Source organism: Collinsella aerofaciens (assembly GCF_015548375.1).
In the GTDB taxonomy this organism is placed as follows: Bacteria; Actinomycetota; Coriobacteriia; order Coriobacteriales; family Coriobacteriaceae; genus Collinsella; species Collinsella aerofaciens_AB.
In genome coordinates this window covers 73,293-98,346 of record NZ_JADMWW010000002.1, presented here as the reverse complement: position 1 = coordinate 98,346, position 25,054 = coordinate 73,293, and the positions used below count along the sequence as shown (strand labels likewise).

Below are 25,054 nucleotides of genomic sequence, written 5' to 3'. Positions count from 1 at the left end.
CGCACTCTTTGGAGGTTTAAGTTGGCTACCCAGAAGATCCGCATTCGCCTCAAGGGCTATGATCACGAGGTCGTCGATCAGTCCGCGAAGCTCATCGTCGAGACCGCTCAGAAGACCGGCGCTCGCGTTTCCGGTCCTGTCCCCCTGCCCACCGAGCGCAACCTGTACACGGTTATCCGCTCGCCGCACGTGAACAAGGACTCCCGTGAGCAGTTCGAGATGCGCACCCACAAGCGCCTCATCGACATCCTCGACCCCACCTCGGGCACCGTTGATTCGCTCATGCGTCTCGACCTCCCCGCTGGCGTCGACATCGACATCAAGCTCTAAGCGATATCGCTCATAGCTTAAAGGGCCCCGCTGCCGTTACGGTAGCGGGGCCCTTTTGTTTTGAGTTTAGATTTTGGGATAGCGAATTCGTCTGCCGAGCCGGCGGCTGCGGCGCCCTATTCGCTCAGGGGGCGCAAGGATGCTTCTTCGAAGTGGAAGACGCACAAGCCGCTCTCGGTCTCAATGCATGCGCGGCCGCAATCGTCGACCGTTCTAAATATGCCTCGTGCCAGCTCGTCTCCAGCGGGGGAGCGGGCGATAACGTGCTTCCCGATCCAATTGAGGTGAGCGATATATTCGTCGTGGACGGGCGCGAGCGGAGAGGCGTCTTCTTCCTTGGCGTTGAGGCGCTCTGCCCAGGTATCTACAGCGTCTATAACTGCGTGATAGACCTCATCGAGGAGCATGTCGACGGCGGGAACGCTCTCGTTGAGGTCCGAGAGGCCAATTGCCGCCAGGCCGCCATCGGGCACCTCTTGGGGCGTGTAGTTTACGTTGACGCCAATGCCGCAGACGGCGAAAGGTTTGCCTTCGTTATCGCGTGCGGCCTCGACCAGAATGCCGCCGAGTTTGCGTCCTCGCGCGACCAGGTCGTTGGGCCATTTGAGGCCAATCTCGTTTGCAAGACCTTGCTTTTCGAGTGCTTCGAGCACCACTAGGCCGCTGACGGCGGCAAGACCAGAGTACTTTGCGGGATTAACGCATGGACGCAGGACAATCGAAAGCAATAGGTTGCCGGCGGTTGAATCCCACTTGTGGCCGCGCCGGCCGCGTCCTGCCGTTTGCGCGCGGGCGGCAAGTCCTGTGCCGTGCGGCGCACCCTGTTTTCCTGCCTCGAGCAGGTCATCGTTGGTCGATCCGGTTACGTCGACAATCGTTAATTGGGCATCCATAGCGGCTGCTACCTCCTTATTGAATAAGTGAATGACGCAATGGTGTCGAGAGATAGACACAATGTGAAGCCTTTGTCGCATTTGGACAATTTAATGTTAACACGTCAACAAAGACTGAAATGCGTTATCCTCTCTTGGTCGATGTAAACACGTCAACAACTCAAAGGAGGTTAGTGATGGGTTTCACGATTCTTGGAACAGGCTCGGCGCTTCCTGAACGCAGCGTTTCCAATGACGAGCTGTCTGAGTTCCTCGATACCTCGGATGAGTGGATTTTTACCCGCACGGGTATCAAGAGCCGCCACGTCTGCACCACCGAGTCACTTGACGACCTTGCCGTAGCGGCGAGTGAGCGGGCACTCCAGGTGTCCGGAATCGACGCGAGCCAGCTGGATCTGATCGTCTGTTCGACGACGACGGGTGACCACCTTGTTCCCGCTGAGGCGTGTGCCGTTGCTGAGCGACTAGGCGCGACGTGCCCTGCCTTCGATGTCTCGGCGGCTTGTGCCGGCTTCGTATTTGCGCTCGATGTCGCCGAGGGCTATATCGCCCGCGGTCGCGCCGAGCGCGTGCTTGTCGTTGCTGCCGAGCAGATGACGCGCGCGCTCGACTGGACCGACCGTGCCACCTGCGTGCTCTTTGGCGATGGGGCAGGCGCCGCAGTGATTGAGGCTGGGGGAGACAGTCCCCTTGCCGTTGAGCTTTCGACGGCGCCCGACGTCGAGACGTTGCGCGTTCCCGGTCTGGTCGGTACCTCGCCGTTTAAGGCTTCCGCAGATAGCGCGAGCGTGCTGTCCATGAATGGCCGCCGCGTGTTCAAGTTCGGCGTCAACGCCATCTGCGACACGGTCCATAAGCTTGCGATCGATGCGGGCATTTTGGTCGAAGACATCGATCATTTTGTATTCCATCAGGCTAACGAACGAATCCTGAGCCAGGCGGTCAAGCGCCTGGGCGTGCCGGACGAGCGCGTGGTTCGCACGTTGCGCGAGACCGGCAACATTTCGAGCGCATGCATTCCGCTTGCCCTCGACCGGCTGGCAAACGCCGGTGCACTTCACACAGGCGACACCATCGCCTTGGTTGGATTTGGCGCCGGTCTGGATATAGGTGGCTATCTGCTTCGTTGGAAGTAGTCGCACATAGGAAATAAAAACGCCCTAGGGCACAACCAAAGGAGAACTACCATGGCAGATCAGAAGACCTTCGAGCGCGTTTGCAACGTTATCCGCGAGACCGCCGGTCTTGACGATGTCGAGATGAAGCCCGAGTCCACGCTCGAGGAGATTGGTCTCGACAGCCTGGGCACCGTCGAGATCCTCGTTGCCGTCGAGGACGAGTTTGGCATCCAGCTCGATACCGAGGAGAACCCCAAGACGGTCGGCGAGTTCGCCGATACGGTCGAGGCGGCATTGGAGAAGTAGAGATGCTCAAGACTCCTCTCTGCGATCTGCTCGGCATCGAAAAGCCCGTGTTCCAGGGCGGTATGGCCTGGATTGCCGATGCCTCGCTGGCGTCCGCAGTGTCCGAGGCGGGTGGCTTAGGCATCATCGCGGCCATGAACGCCGACGCCAACTGGCTGCGCGACCAGATTCACGAGCTGCGCGCCAGGACGGATAAACCCTTTGGCGTCAACGTCATGCTCATGAGCCCGTTTGCCGACGAGGTCGCGCAGGTCGTGATTGACGAGCGAGTGCCGGTCGTCGTGACGGGTGCCGGTAATCCCACCAAGTACATGAAAGCTTGGAACGATGCGGGCATCAAGGTCATCCCGGTCGTTGCCTCGGTGGCGCTGGCGCGTCTCGTGGCGCGTCGCGGGGCCGCCGCCGTGGTTGCCGAAGGCACTGAATCTGGTGGACATATTGGCGAGACATCGACGATGGCGCTCGTTCCGCAGGTTGTCGACGCGGTCGATATCCCCGTTGTGGCAGCTGGCGGTATCGCCGATGGTCGCGGCGTGGCAGCGGCCTTTATGCTCGGTGCCGCCGGCGTCCAGGTGGGTACACGCTTCCTCGTTGCAAACGAATGCACTGTTTCTGAGCAGTACAAAGAGCTGGTGCTCAAGGCGGGAGACACCTCGACGCGCGCGACTGGCCGTTCGACGGGACATCCGGTGCGTGCGCTTAAGAGCCCCTTCACCAATGCCTACGCCAAAAGTGAGGCAGCGGGCGCAAGTGCCGAGGAGCTCGGGGCCATGGGTACGGGCGCTCTTCGCAAGGCTGCAAAGGATGGTAATTACGAAGAGGGTTCGTATCTGTGTGGGCAGATTGCCGGCATGGTCAACGAGCGCCAGAGCGCACGCGAAATCGTTGACGACCTGGTCGATGGCGCCGAGCACGTCCTGAAGGGTGCGTGCGCATGGGTGGCGTAGCGTTTTTGTTTGCCGGCCAGGGTGCCCAGCACCCCGCGATGGGCGTCGACTTGATCGAGACATCGCCGGCGGCTGCCGAGGTGTTCGTCATTGCCGATGAGGTGCGTCCGGGAACCAGTGAGCAGTGCCGGAGCGCCTCCAAGGAGGAACTCTCGCAGACCGAGAACACACAGCCTTGCGTGTTCGTGCACGACTTGGCAGCGGCTACCGCCCTGCGCGAGCGCGGCGTGGTGCCTGCCGCCTGTGCGGGATTCTCGCTGGGCGAGGTCGCCGCGCTCACCTTTGCGGGGGCATTCGATACGCGAGCGGGCTTTGAGCTCGTGTGCGAGCGCGCGGCGCTTATGGCCACGGCGGCTGAGCGTCACCCCGGCGGCATGCGCGCCGTCATCAAGCTCGATGCGGCGCAAGTTGAGGGCCTGGCAAAACAGGCAGGCGAGGACTGCTGGCCGGTCAACTACAACAGCCCCCAGCAGACGGTTGTGGCCGGAGCGCCCGATGCGTTGCAGACCCTCGACGTCCTGGTAAAAGAGGCTGGTGGCCGGGCCATGAAGGTCGCGGTGTCGGGTGCATTCCATAGCCCCTATATGGCCGAGGCGACCTGTGGCCTTGCTGCATATATCGATGCCGGTCACGCGCCGTCCCCGTTGCTCATTCCTGTTATGGCAAATATGACGGCGGCGCCCTATCCGGCGGACCCGCGAGCGGCATCGGATGTCTTGGCCAACCAGGTGAGCCATGCCGTGCGTTGGGTCGACACGCTGCACACTCTGCAGGATCAGGGTATCGACACGTTTATTGAGGTTGGCCCTGGCAAAACGCTGTCTGGCCTGGTCAAGCGTACGTTGAGCGACGTTCGCGTGTATTCATGCGAAACGGCCGAGCAGGTCGCAGCTATTGCCGACGAGCTCGCATAGTCCACAGGGCTGTAACCCGAAAGGAATGACATGGGCAACTTGAACAACGGCACGCTCGAGCGCAACGACTCACGTCGCGTGGCACTGGTCACGGGCGGCTCGCGGGGTATCGGCCGCGCCTGCGCTGTCGGTCTGGCGGAGGACGGCTACGATATCGCCGTCGTCTATGCCGGAAGCGTCGATGCGGCGCGCGAGACGTGCGAAGCCTGCGAGGCGGCTGGCGCCGCGGCACGCGCATATCAATGCGACGTGGCCGACCCCGCTGCCGTCAACGCGTGCGTGGAAGCGGTCCTCAACGACTTTGGCTCCATTTGGGCGCTCGTCAACAACGCTGGCATCACCCGCGATGGCCTGCTCATGCGCATGGGCGATGACGCCTTCGATCGCGTGCTCGATGTCAATCTTAAAGGAACGTTTAACACGACGCGCGCACTCACCAAGACCTTTATGCGTCAGCGCGGCGGCTGCGTCGTCAACATGAGCTCGGTCGTGGGCCTGATGGGCAATGCCGGGCAGGCCAACTACGCTGCCTCCAAGGCGGGCGTGATCGGCCTGACCAAGGCGGTGGCGCGCGAGCTTGCGCCCCGCGGCGTACGAGTGAACGCGGTCGCACCCGGGTTTGTCGAGACCGATATGACGGCAAAGCTATCGGATAAGGTGCGTGCGGCGTGCGAGGAGCAGATTCCCCTGAGGCGCATGGCGCGTCCCGAGGAAGTGGCCGGCGTGGTGCGCTTTTTGGCGAGCGACGCGGCTGCCTACATTACGGGCGAAGTCGTACGCGTCGACGGCGGAATGGCGATGTAGAAACCAGGGCCGAAGAACGGCTTGGATGAGGAGACCATGATGGAACAGAGAGTTGCAATCACCGGTATCGGTGCCGTGTCGCCGCTCGGCAACACCGCGCTTGCCACCTGGGCGGCCATGTGCGCCGGCACGTGCGGCATCGGCCCGATCACGCACTTCGATACCGATGCGTTTGCCGTCAAGGTGGCAGCCGAGGTCAAGGGCTTTGACGGCAACGAGTACTTTGGCAAGCGTGACGCCAAGCATCTCGACCCCTGCGTTCAGTTTGCGATGGCGGCTTCGGACGAAGCCATGCACGATGCGGGCTTTGATGTCGAAGGCGCCATCGATCGCGAGCGCCTGGGCGTCTACGTGGGCTCGGGCGTGGGCGGCATGACGACGCTCGTCGACAACGTCCATACGATTGCCGAACGTGGGCCCCGCCGCGCATCGCCCTATATGATCGCGATGATGATCCCCAACATGGCATCGGGCAATATCGCAATCCGCCACAAGGCAAAGGGCCCGACCCTGCCCGTGGTGACCGCGTGCGCAACCTCGGCCCATGCGGTGGGCGAGGCGTTCCGCGCCATCAAGCACGGCTATGCCGACGCGATCCTCGCGGGCGGCGCCGAGGCGGCCATTATCCCCGATGCCGTTGCGGGCTTTACGTCCTGCCGCGCATTGACCACCAACCCCGATCCCGCGACGGCCTGCCGTCCGTTCGATGCAGACCGCGACGGCTTTGTGATGGGCGAGGGTGCCTGCGTGCTCGTACTCGAGAGCATGGAGCATGCACAGGCGCGCGGTGCGCACATTTATGCCGAGGTCGTGGGCTACGGCAACACCGATGATGCCTATCACATCACGAGCCCTGATCCCGAGGCTGCCGGCATTGCCCGCGCGATATCGCTGGCGGTGACCGAGGGCGACGTCAGGCCTTCCGAGGGTCTCTACATCAATGCCCACGGCACATCTACCAAGTTCAACGATTCGTCCGAGACGGCGGGCATTAAGCGTGCGCTCGGCGAGGACGCGGCGCGCGCCGCGCACGTCTCGTCGACTAAGTCGATGACCGGCCACATGATCGGTGCCACGGGCGCCATCGAGGTCATGGCCTGCGCCATGGCGCTCGAGCAGGGCGTGGTGCCGCCGACCATTAACTACCACACGCCCGATCCCGCCTGCGATCTTGACTACACGCCCAATCGCGCAGTTCGCGCCGACCTTACCTGGGCGCTTTCGACCAACCTGGGCTTTGGCGGACACAACGCCGCCATCGCGCTGCGTAGATATACGAGGAGCTAGAGCATGGATTCCAAAAGACTTGCCGAGATAGCCGATGTTATGGAGGACCGCGGCCTCACGCGCGTGCGCGTTGAGGAGCCCGATGGCACCGCGGTCGAACTCGAGCGTGCGAGCGCCGCACAGCCGGTTGCCGTGCCCATGCCCATGCCGAGCGCTATGGCCGCTCCAGTTGCAGCTCCCACAGTCGCGCCTGCCGCACCGGAGCCCGCCGCGCAGACACCTGCCGCCGCACCGGAGCCCAAGGGCACCGAGGTGACCGCTCCCATGGTCGGCGTTTTCTATGCTGCCCCGGCGCCGGGCGACGAACCGTTTGTGCACGTGGGCTCCAAGGTCAAGGCTGGCGAGACCCTTTGCATCATCGAGGCCATGAAGGTTCTCAACGAGGTGACGGCAGAGGCGGATGGCGAGGTGCTCGAGATCTGCGTGGCCGACGGCGACCTCGTGGAGTTCGGCAGCTGCCTCATGAGGATCGGATAGGTGATATCCATGAACAAAGAAGAGCTTAAGGAACTGTTGCCGCATCGCGAACCGATGCTTTTGCTCGACGAGGCCGAGCTGGTGGGCGACGAGGCCCACGGCAAGATCACGATCACGGGCGACGAGTACTTTTTGCAGGGGCATTTTCCGGGAAACCCGGTGGTCCCCGGCGTGATTCAGTGCGAGATGCTCGCCCAAAACTGTTGCGTGCTGCTGATGGGCGATGAGGAGGCGCGCGGCGCGACGCCGTTCTACACGAGTCTGGACAAGGTGCGCTTTAAGCGTCCGGTGCGCCCGGGCGACACGGTTGATCTGGTGTGCTCCATCACGCGTGCGCGCGGGCCGTTCCGCTTTGCGACGGGTACTGCGAGCGTCAACGGTGAGGTTTGCTGCCGCGCCGATATGTCTTTTGCACTCATGCACGAAAGTTAAGGAAGGCTTCATGTTCGACAAAGTGCTCATCGCCAACCGCGGCGAAGTCGCGGTCCGTGTTATCCGCGCGTGCCGCGATATGGGCATCAAGACCGTCGCCGTCTACTCCACGGCCGATGCGGACGCGCTGCACGTGCAGCTTGCCGACGAGGCGTATTGCATCGGCGGCCCGCGTCTTGCCGAGAGCTACCTCAACGACGATGCCGTGCTCACCTGTGCCGTGAAGTCGGGAGCTAAGGCAATTCATCCCGGCTATGGCTTTTTCTCCGAGAAGGCGAGCTTCGTGCGCGACTGCGACAAGTATGGCCTGGCGTTTGTTGGTCCTTCGGCCAAGGTGATCGACAGCATGGGCGACAAGGACGCCGCACGTCGAACGGCTGCCGCGGCGGGCGTGCCCATCGTGCCGGGCTGCGATTTGCTCAAAAGTCCCGAGGAGGCAACGGCCGAGGCTGAGCGCATTGGCTGCCCCGTGCTTATTAAGGCGCGTGCGGGCGGCGGCGGTCGCGGTATTCGTAAGGTCGAGCGCGTGGAAGATGCGGCAAAGGCCTTTATTGAAGCACGCGCCGAGGGCGAGGCCGTTTTTGGCGACGGCGAGTGCTACATGGAGAAGTTCGTCGCGCCGGCGCATCACGTTGAGGTACAGATTATGGCCGATAAGCAGGGCCATGTGTTTTCGCTCGGCGAGCGCGAGTGCTCGGTGCAGCGGCGCAACCAAAAGCTAATCGAGGAGAGCCCCGCGCCGTGCCTCGACGGACACGACGACATTCGTGCTCGCATGCACAAGGCAGCGCGTGACCTGGCTCGTGCCGTCGGCTACGAAGGAGCCGGTACCATCGAGTTCCTGTATTCGGACGACGGCAATTTCTACTTTATGGAAATGAACACGCGCTTGCAGGTGGAGCATCCGGTTACGGAGTTTGTGACCGATACCGACTTGGTCAAGTGGCAGCTGCGCGTGGCAGCCGGCCAGCCTCTGCCCTTTGAGCAGGAGGACATGCCGGTCCGCAACCATGCTATGGAGTGCCGCATCAATGCCGAAACGCCAGACTTTCTGCCGTCATGCGGAACGGTCACCGCGTTGCGTGTGCCGGGTGGTCCGCGCGTGCGCTGGGATTCCGCCATGTTTGCCGGTGCGAAAGTTCCGCCGTACTACGACTCCATGCTCGGCAAGCTCATCGTGTGTGCGCCCACGCGTGACGGCGCCATTCGCAAGATGCGCTCGGCCCTGGGCGAGCTCGTGATTGAGGGCGTGAGCGAAAACAGCGAGCTTCAGCTCGACGTGCTGGCAAACGACGAGTTCTTGTCGGGCATGTATCACACCGATCTAATGGGGCATCTCTATGCTGATGAATAGAAAAGCGAAGACGGTCAACGTTCTCGAGGGACCGATGACCGAGTCGTGCGCCGAGTTTCCCGCGCGCCACGTGTTTATCAAGTGCCCGGAGTGCCGCCGCGTGATCGATGAGGCGCGCCTGCACGACAACCTCGAGGTCTGCCCTCGTTGCGGCAAACACTTTCGCGTGAGCGGGCGCGACCGCATGCACATGACGATTGACGAGGGCACGTTTGAGGAATGGGATGCCAGTCTGGCGCCGGAGGACTTCCTTTCGTTTCCCGGCTATGCCGACAAGCTCAAGAGCGTGAGCGAACGTTCGGGCGAGCGCGATGCCGTTGTGTGCGGCAAGGGCAAAATCTGCGGTTGCGATACGGCGCTCTTCTTTATGGACGCCAACTTTATGATGGGCTCGATGGGTTCCGTGGTGGGCGAGAAGATCTGCCGCACATTTGAGCGTGCGACCGAGCTGGGACTGCCGGTCGTTGGCTTTACCGTATCGGGTGGCGCCCGCATGCAGGAGGGCGTGACCTCGCTCATGCAGATGGCCAAGATTTCTGCGGCGGTTAGGCGCCATAGCGAGGCGGGCGGCCTGTATATCACGGTGCTCACTGACCCCACGACCGGAGGCGTAACCGCGAGCTTTGCCATGGAGGGCGATATTATCCTGGCCGAGCCCGATGCCCTGACGGCATTTGCCGGCCCGCGCGTGATCGAGCAGAACATGCACAAGCGCCTGCCCAAGGGATTCCAGCGCTCCGAGTTTTTGCTGGAGCACGGCTTTTGCGATGCCGTTGTTCCGCGTGGCGAGATTGCGCTCACGGTAGGCGAGCTGCTGGCGCTGCACGAAGGGCACGCGCCCGGCCTGGGGGCACCGCATGAGATCGTGCATACGGGTCGCCGCGGCAAAAAGCTGGGACACTTGTTCAAGCGCTCGGCCGCACCAAAAACCGCGCTCGAGATTGTCAAGCAGACCCGCTCGGCAGATCGCGCCACGGCAGGCGAGATGATCTCGCTGGGCCTGGATGGATTTGTGGAGCTGCACGGCGACCGCTACTTTGGCGACGACGCTGCTGTGGTGGCTGGCATTGGCTGGAAAGACGGACGCCCCGTAACGGTCATCGCCATCGAGCGCGGCACCACGACCAAAGAGCGCATGCGTCGCAACTTTGGTATGGCACATCCCGAGGGCTACCGCAAAGCGCGTCGCCTGATGCGCCAGGCCGAAAAGTTTGGTCGACCGGTTCTGTGCCTGGTCGATACTTCGGGCGCGTTTTGCGGCATCGGTGCCGAGGAACGCGGCCAGGGTGAGGCGATTGCCCAGAACCTCATGGAGATGAGCGGCCTTAAGACGCCGATTGTCTCGGTGGTGACAGGCGAGGGCGGCTCTGGTGGCGCGCTGGCGCTGTCCGTGGCCGACCGCATCCTGATGCTCTCGAGCTCGGCCTATTCGGTCGTGAGCCCCGAGGCCTGTGCGTCGATCCTGTGGAAGGATACCGAGCGCGCGAATGAGGCCGCCGAGGCGCTTAAGCTCACGGCCCCCGATCTGCTGGCGCTCGGCATCATTGACGGCATTGTTGACGATAAGGGCCTGTCGCATGAGGAGATCGCCGGTGCCGTCATGTCCTCGGCATTTGATGCCTTCGATGCGCTTGGGCAGCTCGACGACGCGACCCTCACAAACCTTCGCTACGAAAAGTACCGCGCAATCGGTCAGTACCGCACGATGTGACAGGGGGACAGCCCGCATGTCATATTGGGAAAGGCGTTCCATGCTACAAGTTTCTAACACCTCGTTTACAACGTCGGTTTCATCAAACGCCATGGCCGTGGTCGATTATCTGTCCAAAAGCATGATGTCGGCGCTGCCGTTTATTGTCTGCGCGGCGTTGTTCCGCACCGTCGCCGTCATTATGGGCGAAGGCATGCTGGGCCTGTGGTCTGCCGATTCCGAAATCTATCGCCTGTTCTACAGTTGGCTCTATAACGCCGGCTACTACTTTTTGCCCATCTATCTTGGTTGGGCGGCCGCCCGCCAGCTCGGTTGCTCGGAGCAGCTGGGTATGATGCTGGGCGGCGTATTGATTGCGCCCGATCTGCTCAAGCTCGTCGATGCCGCATCGACGACGGGGGCATCGATGACTTCCGTGTATGGTCTGCTTCCCGCGCCGGTCAACGATTACACGACGACTGTTATTCCAGTTCTCCTTTCGGTGCCTGTGCTATGGCGAGTGGAGTGTTTCTTTAAGCGCGTTATCCCTAGGGCCGTGGCGTTTTCGTTTGTTCCGTTTGCGACCATGCTTGTCATGGTTCCGGTTTCGCTGTGTATTACGGCACCGGCGGGCAGCTATCTGGGCATGCTGTTGGGCCAGCTTATGTTTATGCTTGGCAATTCCGGTGGCATCGTGTCGCTGCTCACGCTCATGGGGCTTGCTGCGGGCTGGGAGTTCCTAAAGATCGCCGGCGTCAGCAACGTTGTCCTATCGCTCGCCTATGCGCAGTTTATGAGTGTGGGAACGGATTCGTGCATCCTGATCGCCGCGACGATGGCAACGTTCGCCGTTTGGGGCATGCCCTTTGGCGCGTCGCTTCGCGTTGCGGATAAGGACGAGAAGGCGCTCATGCTGGGCTATTCAATCTCGGGTGTTCTTGGCGGCGTAAGCGAGCCGGCGCTGTACGGTTGCGGCTTTAAATATGGCAGGTGCCTGACGTGCATGGCCATTGGCGGCGCCGTCGGAGGCCTTGTTGCGGCCGTGGGCCACGTTACGGCCTATACCATCGGCATGACGAATGTCCTTATGGTCATTGGCTTTGCCACGGGCGGCATCTCGAACCTGCTGTGGTGCTGCGCTGCCGGCGGTGTGGCATTTGCGGTGTCTGCGGCGCTGAGCTACTGCTTTGGCGTGGTGCCGGCGAAGGGGCGGGCGGCAGAAGACGGAGCCGATTTGCCCGAAACCTCGAAGAGCGCGGCCGAAGCAAGCGCATAAATCGATCGACAAAGGGACAGTCCTGCATGTCACATTCCAAGGTCGTGGCCCATGTGGGTTGCGGCCTTTTTGTATCTGGGGGACAAAGTGGCTACACTACAATCCGTTTGAGCAATAGATATATAGATAGCATCGTGGGGGCGGATGTAGATGGTTGAGTGGATTGTTAAGCGTGCGCAGGGCGACCGTGCGCGCGTGGGCACGTTGACGGGCGTGGTGTGTATTCTCGCCAATGTGGCACTATGCGCTGCAAAGGGCGCAATTGGCGTGCTGTCGGGATCGGTTTCGATCGTGGCGGATGCCATGAACAACCTGTCCGATGCCAGCTCGAATATCGTGAGCGTGCTGGGCTTTAAGCTGGCGAGCAAGCCGGCCGACCCCGAGCATCCTTACGGCCACGGTCGCTATGAGTATCTCTCGGGTCTGGTCGTGGCGGCGCTCGTGCTGCTGATTGGCGTTGAGCTGGTGAAGTCCTCGGTCGAGCGCGTCATCCACCCCGAACCTGTCGAGTTCTCGCTTGCCCTGGTGGCAGTTCTAGTGCTTTCGATGGTCGTAAAGCTCTGGATGGCGGCCCTCAACCAAAAGCTCGGCGATCGCATTGAGTCCGAGACGCTGCATGCGACCGCGCAGGATTCCAAGAACGATGTCCTTGCCACGGGCGCCGTGCTGGCGTGCGCAATTGTTTCGCAGGTGACGCACATCAATCTTGATGCATGGGTCGGCCTTGCCGTTGGCGCTTATATTGGCTGGAGCGGTTTTGAGCTCATCCAGGATACGGTGAGCCCGCTTTTGGGCCAGTCGCCCGATCCTAAGCTGGTCAAGCACATTCGAGACAAGATCATGAGCTATCCCGGCGTTTTGGGCGTTCACGATTTGATGGTTCACGACTACGGCCCGGGCAGGAAGTTTGCAAGTGCGCATGCCGAGATGGCGGCCGAGGACAGCCCGTTGGAAAGTCACGACACGCTCGATAACATCGAGCAGTCGTTTAGGGATGAAGACGGCATGATCGTCACGCTCCATTACGATCCCATCGTGACCGACGATTCAAATGTGGCGAGCATGCGCCTGTGCATCAACGCTATGGCCCAGGAGATCGATAGACGCCTTTCGATTCACGATTTGCGTTGCGTGCCGGGCCCCACGCACACCAATGTGATCTTTGACTGCGTGCGACCCTCGGACCTGCAGATGAGTGCCGAAGACGTAAAGCACACGCTGGCACAACGGGTCGAATCGGAATATCCCAAGTCGATTGCCAAGATTACGATCGACGAAGACTACGTAGGGCATACCCACGAGTAGGGCTGTGCCGGCAAAGCAAGTTATACAGAAGGGGAGACTATGAAGAAGCTGTATCTGCTCCGCCACGGCCAGACGGAATTCAACGTCAAAAAGCTCGTCCAGGGTCGCTGCGATTCACCGCTCACCAATTTGGGTCGTCAACAGGCACAGACAGCCGCCGCATGGCTCAAGGTCCATGGCGTCGTCCCCGACAAAGTAGTCTCATCACCCTTAGGCCGAGCCATGGACACGGCAAGTCTTGTCGCATGCGAACTCCTCGGTCCGGACGCCGCAGTCGAGCCCTGTGAAGGCATTATCGAGCGCAGCTACGGCACCTTCGAAGAAGGCCCCCACGACGCCCTGCCCACCGACGTTTGGGATCCGGGCGAGGACCTGGTCCCCTTCGGAGGAGAAGGAAGCCGCGCACTGCAAGAACGCATGGTAGGCGCCCTCACCAATCTCATGGGCTCCGAGGGCATCGAAACCCTCCTAGCAGTAAGCCACGGCAGCGTCAGCCGCCAATTTATCAAGGCCGCAGCCCCAGAGGGCTTTGAGCTCCCAACAAAACTCCCCAACTGCGCCATCATGATCTTCGGTTTTGACGATGCGCGAGAAGAGGACGATACGCCCCAATGCAAGTTCACCTTGCAACAAATTGTGGACCCCCAACAAAGTCATTAGCCTGAGCGAGCAAGGTTTAGCAGACATCAACGTGGCGTTCCCAGTGTGCGGCGGAGGGGGCGGGCCTGAGACATATTAAGGTTGTCGCGAGTTCCGCACGAACAGGAGAGCACTTAATGTGCTCTCCGTCGTGAGCAGGACTGTAGAGCAGCAACCTTAATATGTCTCAGGCCCGCCCCCTCCGCCGCACACTGGGAACGTGCCACGCACTTTACCTGCGTAAACAATGTGAGTGAAATATGAATCTCGATGGATACGCCCGCAGCCGTGTATACTAAACAGCTGTGTGAAACCAGGGGAGTATTCTGGCTGGACAAAATGCCTGCTTAATAGGGTTGTCAGGTAGTCCGGGCGAAATACAAGACTGGGGAGCACGTCGTGTAAGTAGTGGTCCTCTAGGGGCGTACGCTCGGTGGTGTACGCATTGTCCCAAGACCACGCGAGAGTTGGGATCATATCTTGATCAGCATGATTCTCGGCCGCAAGATTGGCATGACCCAGGTTTGGGACGAGGACGACAACGTCGTTCCCGTCACGGTCATCCAGGCTGGCCCCTGCGCTGTCTCGCAGGTTAAAACTCAGGCAACCGACGGCTATGACGCCGTCCAGATCGGTTTCGGCGACATCAAGGCCAAGAACGTGAACAAGCCCATGGCTGGTCACTTCGCCAAGGCTGGCGTCGAGCCTGTTCGCTTCCTTCGTGAGGTCCGCGTCGAGAACGGCGAGGAGCACAAGGTCGGCGAGGTCGTCACCGTCGCTGATTTCGCTGATGTCGAGAAGGTCGACGTCATCGGTACCTCCAAGGGTAAGGGCTTCCAGGGTCGCATCAAGCGCTGGGGTCAGCGCCGCGGTCCTATGACGCATGGTTCTCACTTCCAGCGTCACCCCGGTTCTATCGGTCAGTGCGCCTATCCTGCGCGCGTCCTCAAGGGCGTCAAGATGGCCGGTCACATGGGTAACGAGCGCGTTACCGTCAAGAACCTTTCCGTTGTCCGCATCGATGCCGAGCAGAACCTCATCTTGGTCAAGGGCGCTGTCCCGGGTGCCAAGAATGGTCTCGTCGCCATCCGTATGGCCTAAGGGCCCAGCCCATTTAGCCCAGCGTCATACCAAGGAGAACACTTAAATGGCAAAGTTTGAAGTAAAGAACAGCGAGGGCAAGAAGGTCGCCGAGGCCGAGCTCGCCGCTGAGGTGTACGGCATCGAGCCGAACATCCACGTTATGCACCACATCGTCAAGTGCCAGATGGCCTCTTGGCGTCAGGGCACCCAGTCCGCTAAGGGCCGCTCTGAGGTTTCCGGTGGCGGCAAGAAGCCTTGGCGTCAGAAGGGCACCGGCCGTGCCCGCCAGGGTTCCATCCGTGCTGCCCAGTGGCGTCACGGTGGCGTTGTCTTCGCCCCCAAGCCCCGTTCCTACGCTAAGCGTATGAACAACAAGGAGGTCAAGCTGGCTATGCGCTCCGCGCTGTCCGCCAAGCTGGCCGATGGCGAGCTCGTGCTCGTCGACGACTACGGCTTCGAGAAGCCTTCCACCAAGGCTGCCGTCGCCATGCTCAAGGCTCTCGGCCTTGAGGGCAAGCGTCTGACCATCATCGTTCGCGATGAGGACGTCAACGCCTACCTGTCGTTCCGCAACATTCCCAAGACGTTCATCATCACTGCCGACGAGGCCAACACCTACGATCTCGTCAACAACAACGCCGTGCTGATGCCCGCCGACATCGCCGCTCACTTCGGGGAGGTGCTTGCATAAATGACCGCCCACGAGATCATCATCCGTCCGATCGTGTCCGAGCGTTCCTTCTCCGGTATGGAGCAGAACAAGTACACGTTCGAGGTCGCCAAGGATGCTAACAAGTATCAGATCAAGGACGCTGTCGAGGAGATCTTCGGCGTCAAGGTCGTTCGCGTGAACACCCTGACGGTCAAGCCCAAGACCAAGCGCGTGCGCTATGTCGCCGGCAAGACCCGTTCTTGGAAGAAGGCCATCGTCACGCTGGCCGAGGGCGACACCATCGAGGTCTTTGGCAACCAGGCCTAAGACTCGCTGCTGTTGAGTGAGCTCATGCCTCCCAAATAGGGGAGGCGAGAGCTCAAGGTTTTGGGCGTATAAAATGGACACGCCCGGAACCGTGTATACGTCCGGTGTCATCGCACCCGAGGCAGAACCTCGAATCCCTGTCTGCGATGGCTAACGGATTCCTATTGAAAGGGATTGTAATGGCTGTAAAGCACCTTAAGCCGACCTCCGCTGGTAGGCGTTGGCAGACGATCTCCGATTTCTCCGAGATCACCTGCACCAAGCCCGAGAAGTCTCTTCTCGAGCCCCTGCCCAAGAAGGCCGGTCGTAACAACAACGGCCGCATCACCACCCGCCACCAGGGCGGCGGCGTGAAGCGTCGTTATCGCGTGATCGACTTCAAGCGCAACAAGGACGGCGTGCCCGCCAAGGTTGCCACGATCGAGTACGATCCGAACCGTTCCGCTCGCATCGCTCTGCTGCACTACGCTGACGGTGAGAAGCGCTACATCCTGGCCCCCAAGGGTCTCGAGGTCGGTCAGACCATCATGTCCGGTTCTGACGCCGACATCAAGCCGGGCAACGCTCTGCCCCTCGCCGACATCCCCGTCGGTACGCTCATCCACGCCGTCGAGTTCCAGCCGGGCAAGGGCGCTGCTATCGCCCGTTCCGCCGGTAACTCCTGCCAGCTGATGGGTAAGGAGGGCAAGTACGCTATCGTCCGTATGCCTTCCTCCGAGATGCGCCGCATCCTCGTTACCTGCCGCGCCACCGTCGGTGAGGTCGGCAACGCCGATCACTCCAACATCGTCATCGGCAAGGCCGGCCGTAAGCGTCACATGAACGTGCGCCCGACCGTCCGCGGTACCGTCATGAACCCTGTCGACCACCCGCACGGCGGTGGCGAGGGCAAGAACCACACCTCTGGTCGTCCCTCCGTTACCCCCTGGGGTAAGCCGACGAAGGGCCTTCGTACGCGCAAGAAGAAGGTCTCGAACCAGCACATCATTCGTCGCCGTAAGAAGTAATTTCGGATACCGAGTTTTAGGAGAAAGCACTTATGAGCAGAAGTCTCAAAAAGGGCCCGTTCGTGGAGACTCGCCTTCTCTCGCGTATCACCGCGATGAACGAGGCTGGCAAGAAGGACGTCGTGAAGACCTGGTCCCGCGCGTCCACCATCTTCCCCGAGATGGTTGGTCACACCATCGCCGTCCACGACGGCCGCAAGCATGTGCCCGTGTATGTTACCGAGTCCATGGTTGGTCACAAGCTCGGCGAGTTCGCGCCGACTCGTACGTTCCGTGGCCACAAGGCCAAATAGGGGGTTAACCGTAAATGGCAACTAAGTCTATTGAAACTGAGGCCACCGAGGTTCGCGCCGTCGCTAAGTACGTGCGTGTTTCCCCCAGCAAGGCCCGCCTGGTGGTCGATCTGATCCGCCGCAAGCCTGTCGCTCAGGCCTTCGACATCCTCCACTTCTGCGACCGCGCCGTCGCCGTGGATGTCGAGAAGGTTCTCCGTTCCGCCGTTGCGAACGCCGAGAACAACAACGGTCTGCGTGCCGACAACCTGGTTGTCGCCGCTGCCTATGTTGACGAGGGTCCGACGCTTAAGCGCATCCGTCCCCGCGCCAAGGGTTCCGCTTCTCGCATTCTGAAGCGTACTTCCCACATCACCGTCGTCGTTGCTCCTCGAAAGGAGGCGTAAAGCTGTATGGGTCAGAAAGTCTACCCCACCGGCTTCCGTCTTGGCATCACCGAGAACTGGCGCTCCCGCTGGTTCGCAGAGAAGGATTACGCTAAGACCCTCGGTAACGATCTCGAGATCCGCAAGTACCTCGAGAAGCGTCTTTCCCGCGCAGCTGTCTCCCGCGTCGAGATCGAGCGCGCTGGCGACAAGGTGAAGGTCATCATCCTCACTGCTCGCCCCGGCGTTGTCATCGGTAAGAAGGGTGCCGAGATCGATACCCTCCGCACCGAGCTCGAGAAGGTCGCTGGCGTCTCCAAGGGCCAGCTCTCCGTCGACGTTGTCGAGATCAAGCGCCCCGAGCTCGACGCCAACCTCGTTGCTCAGTCTATCGCCGAGCAGCTTGAGGGCCGCGTTGCCTTCCGTCGCGCTATGCGCAAGGCTGTCCAGTCCGCCCGCAAGGCCGGCGCTAAGGGCATCCGTATCCAGTGCTCTGGTCGTCTCGGCGGTGCCGAGATGGGCCGTCGTGAGTGGTACCGCGAGGGTCGCGTGCCTCTGCACACCCTCCGTGCCAAGATCGACTACGGCACGGCTGTCGCCAGCACCACCATGGGCGCTTGCGGCGTGAAGGTCTGGATCTACCTGGGCGAGAAGCTCCCGGGCCAGCCTGTTCCCAACCCTGCACTCGAGGGCTCTTCCCGTCCTCGTCGTCGTAACTCCGAGAGGAGGGGTCAGTAGTGCTTGCCCCTAAGCGTATTCTTCACCGCAAGGTGCAGCGTGGCTCCATGAAGGGCCAGGCCAAGGGTAATACCGAGCTGCATTTCGGCGAGTTTGGTATCCAGGCTCTCGAGGCCCATTGGATCACCAACCGTCAGATCGAGGCCGCTCGTATTGCCATGACCCGCTACATGAAGCGTGGCGGTCGTGTCTACATCACGATCTTCCCCGATAAGCCCATCACCAAGAAGCCCGCCGAGACTCGCATGGGTTCTGGTAAGGGTAATCCCGAGGAGTGGGTGGCCGTCGTCAAGCCCGGCCGCATCATGTTCGAGGTCAAGGGTGTTCCCGAGGAGGTCGCTCGCGAGGCTCTGCGTCTTGCACAGCACAAGCTTCCCATCAAGACCAAGATTGTTGCTGCCAAGAACGCTGAGCAGCGCATCGAGAAGGAGATGGCTGAGGAGGCCGCTCTCGAGGCCAAGTGGGCTGCTGAGGACGCCGCCGCCGGCAAGGAGGAGAACTAATGAAGCCCGCAGAGATTCGTGAGCTCTCGGACGCTCAGCTCGTTGAGAAGCTGAAGGAAATGCGCGCCGAGCTCTTTAACCTTCGTTTCCAGATGGCCACCAGCCAGCTGGACAACACCGCTCGCGTCAACACCGTGAAGAAGGACATCGCTCGCGTCCTCACGGAGCAGCGCGCCCGCGAGATCGCAGCGGAGAAGTCCGCTGTCGCCGAGTAGGACCTAAGGAGAGAACATGACTGATTCGCGTAACTCGCGTAAGGTCCGTACGGGTGTCGTTACCTCCGTCTCCGGTGCCAAGACCATTGTTGTCACCATCACCGAGCGCAAGCGTCACCCCAAGTACGGCAAGATGATGACCAGCTCCAAGAAGCTGCACGCTCACGACGAGGAGTGCACGGCTGGCGTGGGCGATACCGTCCGCGTTATGGAGACCCGTCCTATGTCCAAGATGAAGCGTTGGCGCCTCATCGAGGTCGTCGAGCGCGCTAAATAAGCAGTCGCTCTTACGACTTGTACGTTTCCGAAGATGTGCGTATGCCTGGCTTGCATACCACGGGCCGTATAAAGGCTGCGCACCTCTCTTCGGTTCTTAGTTCGGAGGAACATCTACCATGATTCAGATGCAAACCATGCTGAACGTCGCCGACAACTCCGGCGCTCGCAAGATTCGCTGCATCAAGGTGCTTGGCGGTTCCAAGCGTCGTTATGCAGGCATCGGCGATGTGTTCATCGGTGCTGTCCAGGAGGCTACCCCTGGCGCCAACGTCAAGAAGAAGGACGTTGTCCGTTGCGTCGTCGTTCGCACCGTTAAGGAGATCCGCCGCAAGGATGGCTCCTACATTCGCTTTGATGAGAACGCCTGCGTTGTCATCAACAACGATGGTTCGCCCGTCGGTACCCGTATCTTCGGGCCCGTCGCTCGCGAGCTTCGTGACAAGAAGTACATGAAGATCGTCTCGCTCGCTCCCGAGACCCTGTAGTTAGGGGAGATATATGTATATCAAGAAGGGCGATAAGGTCCAGGTTCTTTCTGGTAAGGATCGCGGCAAGCAGGGCGTTGTCCTGCGTGCTCTCCCCGCCGAGAACAAGGTCGTTGTCGAGGGCGTTTCGGTCGTCAAGAAGGCCGTCAAGCCCAACGCTGCCAACCAGCAGGGCGGCATCGTTTCGCAGGAGGCTCCCATCGACGCCTCCAACGTCAATCTCGTTTGCCCCGAGTGCGGTAAGGTTACCCGCGTCGGTCACGAGAAGGACGGCAAGAACAAGCTGCGCGTCTGCAAGAAGTGCGGCCACAAGTTCTAAGCTGCCCGCAACATCAAGTTGCTAGCAAAGGCCCGGATGCCACGGCACCCGGGCCTTTTTCTATCCCCACTCATTTGGGACAGACTTAAATGAGTACCCTAACTGGGTAAGCATAAATGAGCGGGTCGTGCTGTATAAATTGCTTGTGTGCGCGTTTATGCGCGTTAGATTGCGTTTAATTACGCACCTATGCGTATATATGCGCCGTTTACGGGGCAATAATGACCGTTTAGCGGTGAGATACGCAAAAACGCGCACAAACGCGCGTGTTTGTGCGAATATAGAGCTGTCAGAAATGCAAGACGTTCTATGACACTGGAGACACATAATGGCAGATTCCAAGCAGGCTCCACTCGACGCCGCGGCAGCCGCCAAAGCAGCATTTGCTTCGGTCCAGGACAAGCCGTTCCCTAACGACATCTTTACGGCTCCCGAGCTCCGTTGGGCTGTGATCGGTTGCGGCGTTATTGCCAACCAGATGGCTCAGTCCCTTGCCCTTGCCGGCCGAAAGCTCGCGGGCGTTGCCAACCGCACGTTGTCCAAGGCTCAGGCTTTTGCAGAACAGTATGGCGTTGAGAAGGTCTATGACACGGTTGAGGATCTCTACGCCGATCCTGACATCGACGCCGTCTACATCACCACCCCGCACAACACCCATATCACCTATCTGCGCGCCGCCCTGGCGGCCGGCAAGCACGTTCTCTGCGAGAAGGCCATCACGCTCAACTCCGCCGAGCTCGAAGAGGCCCGCGCCATTGCCGCCGAACACAACGTGGTTCTTATGGACGCTACCACGGTGCTCCACATGCCCTTGTATCAAGAGCTGCGCCGCCGCATGGATGCCGGCGAGTTTGGCCGCATGAACCTCGCTCAGCTCAACTTTGGTAGCTACAAGGAGTACGGCGACCTGACCAACCGTTTCTACAATCGCAACCTCGCCGGCGGTGCCATGCTCGATATTGGCGTATACGCCCTGTCCGTCATGCGCCTGTTTATGGCGAGCCAGCCCGTCGAGGTCGTGTCTCTGGGTAACACCTGCAAGACCGGCGTGGACGTTGCAGGCGGCATCGTCTGCCGTAATGCCGAACAGCAGCTGGGCGTGGTGAGCCTCACGCTCCACTCCAAGCAGCCCAAGCGTTCGGTCATTAGCTTCGACAAGTGCTATATCGAGGTCAACGAGTATCCGCGCGCCGACCATGCGACCATCGTGTGGACTGCGGACGGTCGCCGTGAGGAGGTCCACGCTGGCACCGAGGCTTATGCCCTGTGCTACGAGATGGCTGACCTCGAGCAGGCCGTCGCCGGCGACGATTCCAAGCGTGAGCTTCTGGATTATGCTTCTGATGTGATGGAGCTCATGACCAAGCTCCGCGCCGATTGGGGAGTCGTCTACCCCGAGGAGGAGTAAGCGATGCTTGCGGAAGATAGGCTCAATGCGATCGTGTCGATGGTGCAGCAGGCCGGCTCGGTTACCGTGCCGGAACTTGCCGAGGCCCTGGGCGTGACGGCCTCTACCATTCGACGCGACCTACAGACGCTCGACCGAGCGCACCGCATCGCCAAGGTGCACGGTGGCGCGACAAGTCTTGAGCGCGCGCACGTGACGCGCGACCTAACGATCAGTGAGCGCAGTGATCTCCATAACGACGACAAGGAGCGTATCTGCGCCCGCGCCGCAGCGCTCGTGGAGCCCGAGAGCTTTGTGTACATCGATTCGGGTTCGACAACGCTCAGACTCATCGAGCATCTTCCGCATCTCGAATCGGTCACCTATGTGACTGATTCCGTGCTCCATGCTCAGCATCTCGCTGTGCGCGGCATGCGCACCGTGGTGCTGGGCGGCGAGCTTAAACCCGAGACCGAGGCGCTCGTTGGCCCCGATGCTCTGGCAACCCTAGACCGCTACAACTTTAACTGCGGCTTTTGGGGTTCTAACGGCATTGCCGCTGAGCAGGGCTTTACGACGCCCGATATCGAGGAAGCGCAGGTCAAGCGTATCTCGATGCGCCATACAGCCAAACGCTTCGTAATCTCGGACGCCAGTAAGTTTGGCATGGTGGCTCCCGTAAAATTCGCGGACTTCCGCGACGCAACGATTATTACCGCGGGCGAGGTGCCAGCCAAGTACCAGTCGATAGACAACGTCATCACGGTCTAGCGACAGGGCGAAGTAAGGCCAAAACCACCACAAAGGTGCCTGTCCCCATTGTGGTGGTTCCGATGGCCCCGTCGGGCATGATTTCCCAGTACCCCTGTTTCCATACGACGTGATCATGCCCGCCGGGGCCATCGTATAGATATCGCTTAAAAGCGCCGTCACTTCGGCGCTATCAATCACTCAAACACAAGGTAATACGCAGGTTGTGACCCTCAGAAGGGGAGGGCTGGGCCTGCTTGTGCAAAAGGAGGAAACATGTCAGCTGCAAACGAGAAGGTTGGGGGCGGCACTTACGATGTCGTTGCCATCACGGCATGTCCAACGGGCATTGCTCACACATTTATGGCGGCCAAAGGGTTGGAAGACCAGGCAGCCAAGATGGGCGTGAGCATTAAGGTCGAGACTCAGGGTTCGGGCGGCGCTAAAAATGTACTGACCGCGGCAGACATCGCTGGTGCCAAGGGTGTCATCATTGCGGCGGATAAAAATGTCGAGCTCGATCGCTTCGATGGCAAGTCGGTTTACTCCTGTGCGGTGACGCGTGGCATTAATGACGCCGAGGAACTTATCAATATTGCGCTTGCGGGCAATGCGCCTATTCATCATGTGTCCGGCGGCGCCGCGGTACAGGCGGCTGCCGAGGGCGAATCCGAGGGTTTGGGCCGCAGGGTCTATAAGGACCTGATGAACGGCGTTTCGCACATGCTCCCCTTTGTTGTTGGCGGCGGCATCCTCATGGCGCTTTCGTTCTTGCTGGACCAGGCGGGACTGGGCACGAGCGCATACGGCCACAGCACTCCGGTCGCGGCCTTCTTTAACCTTGCGGGCAACTAGGCGTTCAACTTTATGCTCCCCATCCTTGCGGGCTATATTGCCATGTCCTTTGCTGACCGTCCGGGCTTGGCCGCGGGCTTTGTGGGTGGCTGGATTGCAAAGCAGGGCTTTACGTTGGGCTATCTCACCACGGCAATGGATGCCGATGCCCAGGCTCAGCTTGTCTCTGCTGGCTTTTTGGGCGCGCTGCTGGTCGGTTTTGCCGCCGGCATTATCGTCAATGCGCTCAAGAAGGCTGCAAGCGTGCTACCCGAGTCGCTCGACGGTATCAAGCCCATGCTCATCTACCCCGTGCTGGGCATTCTCTTTACGAGTCTCTTTATGATGGCCGTTAACCCGATTATGGGCGTTATCAACACCGCCATTAGCGGCGCGCTCAACGGTCTTTCGGGCACGAGTATCGTTCTTTTGGGCATTATCTGCGCCGGCATGCAGGCGACCGACATGGGTGGTCCCATCAACAAGGCCGCATATGTCTTTGGCACCGCGGCCCTTGCCGAGCAAACGCTGCAGGGCAATATGATCATGGCTGCCGTCATGGCGGGCGGTATGGTACCGCCGCTGGTCATCGCGCTCTCCACGACGTTCTTTAAGAACCGCTGGACCGAGGCCGATCGCAAGGCAGGCCTGGTGAACTACATCATGGGTCTGTCGTTTATCACCGAGGGTGCCATTCCCTTTGCCGCGGCCGATCCGCTTCGCGTGTTGCCCGCCTGCATCCTGGGATCTGCGACCGCCGGCGGTCTGTCGATGCTCTTTGGTTGCGCGAGCCCCGCTCCGCACGGTGGCGCCTGGGTTATCGCGGTCATCACGAACCCGGTGCAGTACCTGTTGGCCCTTGCTATCGGCGCTGTGGTCGGCTGCTTGGTTCTGAGCTTCCTTAAGAAGCCTCTCGACAAGGCTACCGAGTAGCGGGAGCGGAAGGGTCTTGCCAATGGAAAGGCGGCAACGTCCACCAGGGACGTTGCCGCCTTTTGCTGTTTGGGGATTTGTCTCGATCTGTAACAGGAAGAGAGGGATATGGGTTCCAGATGTTACAAGCTGAGATATTTTTCCTGTTGGTCCCATAACGTCTCAATCTGTAACAGGAAGGTCAAAATGCGGGCTCCAGATGTTACAGATCGAGATGATTTCTCCGGTGGGATCCGAATATCTCAATCTGTAACATCTTGGGCCGATTTTGCCGAGTTATTGTTACAGATTGAGATTTTCCCTTGAGGGGGATTCGAATGTCTCGATTTGTAACAGATAGGCCGGAAAATGGGTTCTAACTGTTACAGATCGAGACGTTTTGGGACCGTGGCTGGGCCATTGCGGCAAAACCACCACAAAGGTGCCTGTCCCCATTGTGGTGGTTTAGGGCTCCCAGGGGCAGGGGGCTTCGATGTGGATGTGCTCGCCGGTTACGGGATGCGTGAAGGACACGCTGTGGGCGTGGAGCATCAGGCCGCAGGGGCGCGGCGTTCCGTATAGGTCGTCGCCAACCAGGGGATGATGCTCGTTTGCCAGGTGCACACGGATTTGGTGCTTGCGGCCGGTGAGCAGCTCGACATCGATATACGAGCGCGTGGGCAGGCCTCGGCGGCTCTTAAGGCGCTTGAGCACCTTCACGCGCGTCTGAGACGGCTTGCCGCTGGCGCCGACGCGCATCTTGCGGCTGTCGTGGCGGTCGCGGGCGATGGGCTTGTCGATGAGCTTTTCGTTCCAGTCGATCTTGCCCTCGGCGAGCGCCAGATAGTGCTTTTCGAATGCGTGGTCGATGACCATCTGGTCAAAAGCGGGCTGCGTCCGCTTGTCGAGCGAGAACAACACCACGCCGGTGGTGTCGCGGTCCAAGCGGTTGAGCGGTTGCATGTCGGTCGCGGCAAAGCCGTCGCCCATCGCCAGCAGCAGGTCGCTGGCGTAGTCGGTAAGTGTGCGCTCGCCGGTGCCGTCACCGTGGACGATCATGCCGGCAGGCTTATCGATAGCCATGAGCCAGGCGTCGCAGTAGAGGACTTGAGGTTCTTCGTTCACGTGTAAGC

General features: G+C 60.5%; 31 protein-coding genes and 1 pseudogene. 30 read left to right on the top strand and 2 right to left on the bottom strand.

Translation table 11 applies throughout. The annotated features are described in order from the left end of the window. The first annotated feature begins 21 nt into the window (after window positions 1-21). Window positions 22-330: a 30S ribosomal protein S10 gene (gene rpsJ, locus I1969_RS01725; protein ID WP_022094184.1), complete on the top strand. Its 309-nt coding sequence runs from the start codon at window positions 22-24 to the stop codon at window positions 328-330. Between the two features lie 116 nt (window positions 331-446). Here rpsJ and I1969_RS01720 read toward each other — a convergent pair whose 3' ends face one another. Further along, a complete protein-coding gene (locus I1969_RS01720; RefSeq protein ID WP_195232333.1) occupies window positions 447-1,223 on the bottom strand; it encodes a biotin--[acetyl-CoA-carboxylase] ligase in 777 nt (258 codons plus the stop codon). 176 nt (window positions 1,224-1,399) lie between these two features. Here I1969_RS01720 and I1969_RS01715 point away from each other — a divergent pair, with 176 nt between their 5' ends. The 29 genes and pseudogenes from I1969_RS01715 to I1969_RS10975 all read left to right on the top strand — a co-directional run bounded on the left by I1969_RS01715 (window position 1,400) and on the right by I1969_RS10975 (window position 23,942). Further along, a complete protein-coding gene (locus tag I1969_RS01715) occupies window positions 1,400-2,359 on the top strand; it encodes a 3-oxoacyl-ACP synthase III family protein (RefSeq protein ID WP_138374771.1) in 960 nt (319 codons plus the stop codon). Between the two features lie 51 nt (window positions 2,360-2,410). Then, window positions 2,411-2,647: an acyl carrier protein gene (locus I1969_RS01710; protein WP_195232331.1), complete on the top strand. Its 237-nt coding sequence runs from the start codon at window positions 2,411-2,413 to the stop codon at window positions 2,645-2,647. A gap of 2 nt (window positions 2,648-2,649) precedes the next feature. Further along, entirely contained in the window at window positions 2,650-3,594 is a 945-nt protein-coding gene (gene fabK / locus I1969_RS01705; RefSeq protein ID WP_195232322.1) for an enoyl-[acyl-carrier-protein] reductase FabK, read from the top strand. Further along, window positions 3,582-4,508, top strand: coding sequence for an ACP S-malonyltransferase (locus I1969_RS01700; RefSeq protein WP_195232315.1), 927 nt, complete (start codon window positions 3,582-3,584; stop codon window positions 4,506-4,508). The genes fabK and I1969_RS01700 overlap by 13 nt, the downstream gene beginning before the upstream one ends. A 30-nt stretch (window positions 4,509-4,538) precedes the next feature. Continuing rightward, the gene (fabG, locus tag I1969_RS01695; protein ID WP_195232313.1) at window positions 4,539-5,312 is read left to right on the top strand and encodes a 3-oxoacyl-[acyl-carrier-protein] reductase; all 774 of its coding nucleotides are present in this window, start codon (window positions 4,539-4,541) and stop codon (window positions 5,310-5,312) included. Window positions 5,313-5,351: 39 nt separating this feature from the next. After that, complete coding sequence (fabF, locus tag I1969_RS01690) at window positions 5,352-6,599, top strand: beta-ketoacyl-ACP synthase II (RefSeq protein WP_195232311.1); 1,248 nt, start codon at window positions 5,352-5,354, stop codon at window positions 6,597-6,599. A 3-nt stretch (window positions 6,600-6,602) separates the two neighbouring features. Continuing rightward, window positions 6,603-7,076, top strand: coding sequence for an acetyl-CoA carboxylase biotin carboxyl carrier protein (gene accB, locus I1969_RS01685; protein ID WP_022094191.1), 474 nt, complete (start codon window positions 6,603-6,605; stop codon window positions 7,074-7,076). A 9-nt stretch (window positions 7,077-7,085) separates the two neighbouring features. Next, window positions 7,086-7,508: a 3-hydroxyacyl-ACP dehydratase FabZ gene (fabZ, locus tag I1969_RS01680; protein ID WP_006235025.1), complete on the top strand. Its 423-nt coding sequence runs from the start codon at window positions 7,086-7,088 to the stop codon at window positions 7,506-7,508. Window positions 7,509-7,518: 10 nt separating this feature from the next. Continuing rightward, complete coding sequence (locus tag I1969_RS01675; RefSeq protein WP_195232309.1) at window positions 7,519-8,862, top strand: acetyl-CoA carboxylase biotin carboxylase subunit; 1,344 nt, start codon at window positions 7,519-7,521, stop codon at window positions 8,860-8,862. Further along, window positions 8,849-10,573 (top strand): acetyl-CoA carboxylase, carboxyltransferase subunit beta, encoded by a 1,725-nt coding sequence (gene accD, locus I1969_RS01670; RefSeq protein ID WP_195232307.1) that lies wholly within the window; start codon window positions 8,849-8,851, stop codon window positions 10,571-10,573. Before I1969_RS01675 ends, accD begins: the two co-directional genes overlap by 14 nt. Window positions 10,574-10,613: 40 nt before the next feature. After that, window positions 10,614-11,828, top strand: coding sequence for a PTS fructose transporter subunit IIB (locus tag I1969_RS01665; RefSeq protein WP_195232305.1), 1,215 nt, complete (start codon window positions 10,614-10,616; stop codon window positions 11,826-11,828). Window positions 11,829-11,978: 150 nt separating this feature from the next. Next, complete coding sequence (locus I1969_RS01660; protein WP_195232303.1) at window positions 11,979-13,133, top strand: cation diffusion facilitator family transporter; 1,155 nt, start codon at window positions 11,979-11,981, stop codon at window positions 13,131-13,133. Window positions 13,134-13,172: 39 nt separating this feature from the next. Further along, window positions 13,173-13,793 (top strand): histidine phosphatase family protein, encoded by a 621-nt coding sequence (locus tag I1969_RS01655; protein ID WP_195232301.1) that lies wholly within the window; start codon window positions 13,173-13,175, stop codon window positions 13,791-13,793. Between the two features lie 459 nt (window positions 13,794-14,252). Next, window positions 14,253-14,873 (top strand): 50S ribosomal protein L3, encoded by a 621-nt coding sequence (gene rplC, locus I1969_RS01650; RefSeq protein ID WP_035137484.1) that lies wholly within the window; start codon window positions 14,253-14,255, stop codon window positions 14,871-14,873. Window positions 14,874-14,919: 46 nt separating this feature from the next. Continuing rightward, window positions 14,920-15,546, top strand: a complete 627-nt coding sequence (gene rplD, locus I1969_RS01645; RefSeq protein ID WP_006235032.1) for a 50S ribosomal protein L4 — start codon at window positions 14,920-14,922, stop codon at window positions 15,544-15,546. Then, on the top strand, window positions 15,547-15,834 hold the full coding sequence (rplW, locus tag I1969_RS01640; protein WP_006235033.1) for a 50S ribosomal protein L23: 288 nt from the start codon (window positions 15,547-15,549) through the stop codon (window positions 15,832-15,834). It abuts the gene before it with no gap. A 179-nt stretch (window positions 15,835-16,013) separates the two neighbouring features. After that, on the top strand, window positions 16,014-16,841 hold the full coding sequence (gene rplB, locus I1969_RS01635) for a 50S ribosomal protein L2 (protein ID WP_161144898.1): 828 nt from the start codon (window positions 16,014-16,016) through the stop codon (window positions 16,839-16,841). A 32-nt stretch (window positions 16,842-16,873) separates the two neighbouring features. Next, window positions 16,874-17,134: a 30S ribosomal protein S19 gene (gene rpsS, locus I1969_RS01630; RefSeq protein ID WP_006235035.1), complete on the top strand. Its 261-nt coding sequence runs from the start codon at window positions 16,874-16,876 to the stop codon at window positions 17,132-17,134. Window positions 17,135-17,148: 14 nt separating this feature from the next. Continuing rightward, complete coding sequence (gene rplV, locus I1969_RS01625) at window positions 17,149-17,520, top strand: 50S ribosomal protein L22 (protein WP_006235036.1); 372 nt, start codon at window positions 17,149-17,151, stop codon at window positions 17,518-17,520. 6 nt (window positions 17,521-17,526) lie between these two features. Continuing rightward, entirely contained in the window at window positions 17,527-18,237 is a 711-nt protein-coding gene (gene rpsC / locus I1969_RS01620; RefSeq protein WP_006235037.1) for a 30S ribosomal protein S3, read from the top strand. Beyond that, window positions 18,237-18,653, top strand: a pseudogene (rplP, locus tag I1969_RS01615) (50S ribosomal protein L16); the annotation flags it as partial. The gene rpsC and the pseudogene rplP, both read left to right, overlap by 1 nt. 86 nt (window positions 18,654-18,739) lie before the next feature. After that, on the top strand, window positions 18,740-18,955 hold the full coding sequence (gene rpmC, locus I1969_RS01610; RefSeq protein WP_006235039.1) for a 50S ribosomal protein L29: 216 nt from the start codon (window positions 18,740-18,742) through the stop codon (window positions 18,953-18,955). Window positions 18,956-18,971: 16 nt separating this feature from the next. Then, the gene (gene rpsQ / locus I1969_RS01605; RefSeq protein ID WP_006235040.1) at window positions 18,972-19,232 is read left to right on the top strand and encodes a 30S ribosomal protein S17; all 261 of its coding nucleotides are present in this window, start codon (window positions 18,972-18,974) and stop codon (window positions 19,230-19,232) included. A 118-nt stretch (window positions 19,233-19,350) separates the two neighbouring features. Further along, window positions 19,351-19,719, top strand: coding sequence for a 50S ribosomal protein L14 (rplN, locus tag I1969_RS01600; RefSeq protein ID WP_006235041.1), 369 nt, complete (start codon window positions 19,351-19,353; stop codon window positions 19,717-19,719). Between the two features lie 13 nt (window positions 19,720-19,732). After that, entirely contained in the window at window positions 19,733-20,038 is a 306-nt protein-coding gene (gene rplX / locus I1969_RS01595; protein ID WP_006235043.1) for a 50S ribosomal protein L24, read from the top strand. Window positions 20,039-20,366: 328 nt separating this feature from the next. Continuing rightward, entirely contained in the window at window positions 20,367-21,446 is a 1,080-nt protein-coding gene (locus tag I1969_RS01590) for a Gfo/Idh/MocA family protein (protein ID WP_195232299.1), read from the top strand. A 3-nt stretch (window positions 21,447-21,449) separates the two neighbouring features. Next, on the top strand, window positions 21,450-22,196 hold the full coding sequence (locus I1969_RS01585; protein ID WP_195232297.1) for a DeoR/GlpR family DNA-binding transcription regulator: 747 nt from the start codon (window positions 21,450-21,452) through the stop codon (window positions 22,194-22,196). Between the two features lie 255 nt (window positions 22,197-22,451). Then, a complete protein-coding gene (locus tag I1969_RS10980) occupies window positions 22,452-23,030 on the top strand; it encodes a PTS fructose transporter subunit IIB (protein ID WP_229028194.1) in 579 nt (192 codons plus the stop codon). A gap of 12 nt (window positions 23,031-23,042) precedes the next feature. After that, complete coding sequence (locus I1969_RS10975; protein ID WP_229028193.1) at window positions 23,043-23,942, top strand: PTS fructose transporter subunit IIC; 900 nt, start codon at window positions 23,043-23,045, stop codon at window positions 23,940-23,942. Window positions 23,943-24,386: 444 nt separating this feature from the next. Here the strand turns inward: I1969_RS10975 and I1969_RS01575 are convergent, their stop codons facing one another. Then, window positions 24,387-25,046, bottom strand: a complete 660-nt coding sequence (locus tag I1969_RS01575; protein WP_271748018.1) for an RluA family pseudouridine synthase — start codon at window positions 25,044-25,046, stop codon at window positions 24,387-24,389. Window positions 25,047-25,054: the final 8 nt, after the last annotated feature.